This is a genomic window from Mesorhizobium sp. M7A.T.Ca.US.000.02.2.1 (assembly GCF_003996995.1).
Lineage (GTDB): Bacteria > Pseudomonadota > Alphaproteobacteria > Rhizobiales > Rhizobiaceae > Mesorhizobium.
Genome location: NZ_RZTT01000715.1, coordinates 1 through 1,634, shown reverse-complemented (window position 1 = coordinate 1,634; position 1,634 = coordinate 1). Strand labels below are relative to the sequence as shown.

Genomic DNA, 1,634 nt, shown 5'->3' with positions numbered 1-1,634 from the left:
CATTTCTCGTTTCCGGTGAACCCGGCGGCACCCGACCGCGTCACCGGCGGCTCCTCATCGGGGTCGGCGGCGGCGGTGGCGGGCAGGCTGGCCGATATCGCCACCGGCTCAGACACCGGCGGCTCGATCCGCGCCCCGGCGAGCTTTTGCGGACTGATCGGGCTGCGCACCACGCATGGCCGCATTCCGCTCGACGGCACGATGAAGCTGGCGCCGAGCCTCGACACGTTCGGCTGGTTCGCCGACGACATCGAGACCTACGAGACCGTCGGCAAGCTGCTGCTCGGCCGCGATCCGCACCAGCACGTGTTGGACCGGCCGCTGGCGCTGGATTGGCTGGATGGATTGGTCGCCCGACCGGCGCTTGCCGAATATGGTGAAATGAAGGGGCTGGCGGGCAAGGTCTTCGGCGCGCCGGTGACGCCGGGAGTGCGCTTCTCCTCATCTCCCGATGAACTCTACTGGTGCTTTCGCCGGCTGCAGGCCAGGGAGGCCTGGGCGGTGCATGGCGAATGGATCACCAGCGGCGAGCGCGGCCTCGGCCCCGGTGTCGAGGAGCGTTTCGGCTTTGGCCGTGCCGTCGATGACAGGACAGCCCAGGCCGAGAAGGTGCGACGTCTGACCTTTCGCGGCGAACTGAACGCCCTGCTCGGCAGGAACGGCTTCCTTGTCCTGCCGACGGTGCCTGGTCCGGCGCCTTACGTGGACAGCACGCCGGAGCAGTTCCAGGCCTATCGCGAACGGGCGCTCCAACTTCTGTGCCTGGCCGGCCTGTCTGGTTTTCCACAGATCACGCTGCCCGTCGGCTCGGTCGCCGGCGCCCCGTTCGGCCTGTCGCTGCTTGGCCCTTCCGGCAGCGACATTGCCCTGATACGGCTCGGCCGGAAACTTCTCGACGCGGCACGAAAGGCCTGACCATGGACACACTGACGCGCATGCGTGCCTTCATCGACGTGGTCGAGGCCGAGGGCTTTTCGGCGGCGGCGCGCAAGATCGGCCGTTCCAAGGCCTTGCTGTCGAAATATGTGCGCGAGCTGGAGGACGAACTCGGCGCTTTGCTGCTCAACCGCACCACGCGCCAGTTCTCGATGACCGAGGCCGGCCACACCTATTACCGGCGCGCCTCTGAGATCGTGCGCGAGGTCGACAGCCTGGCCGACGCGGTGCGTGAATCCTCCGGCGACGTGCGCGGCCGGATCAAGCTGTCGGCGCCGCGCACCTTCGCCGACGCGCCGATCGGCCAGTCGCTGATCGACTTCGCCAAGCAGCATCCCGACATCGTGCTCGACATCCAGCTCGACGACCGCTTCGTCGATCTGGTCGAGGAGGGCTTCGATCTTGCGGTGCGCATCTCGCGGCTGGAGAACTCGTCGCTGATCGCCAGGCGGCTGGCGCCGTTTTCGATAAAGCTCTGCGCCTCCCCCGAACTGATCGCCAAGCATGGCATGCCGACAAGGCCGCAGGATCTCAGCCGCATGCCTTGCATCGTCGACACCAATGGCCGCGGACTGAACAACTGGCCGTTCAAGGGCGACAATGGCGATCCGGTGAGCGTTTCGGTGTCCGGTCCGGTCGAGGTCAACAGCCCGATGACGGCGAGAGCCGCGGCCGTGGCGGGCCTCGGATTTACCGGC

Annotated in this window: 2 protein-coding genes; both read left to right on the top strand. The window is 67.2% G+C overall.

The window, feature by feature from the left end; all coding sequences use genetic code 11:
- Nucleotides 1–915 (top strand): amidase (locus EOD15_RS33900; RefSeq protein WP_127409278.1); only part of this gene is annotated, 915 nt, incomplete at its 5' end.
- Between the two features lie 2 nt (nucleotides 916–917).
- Nucleotides 918–1,634 (top strand): LysR family transcriptional regulator (locus EOD15_RS33895; protein WP_148129806.1); only part of this gene is annotated, 717 nt, incomplete at its 3' end.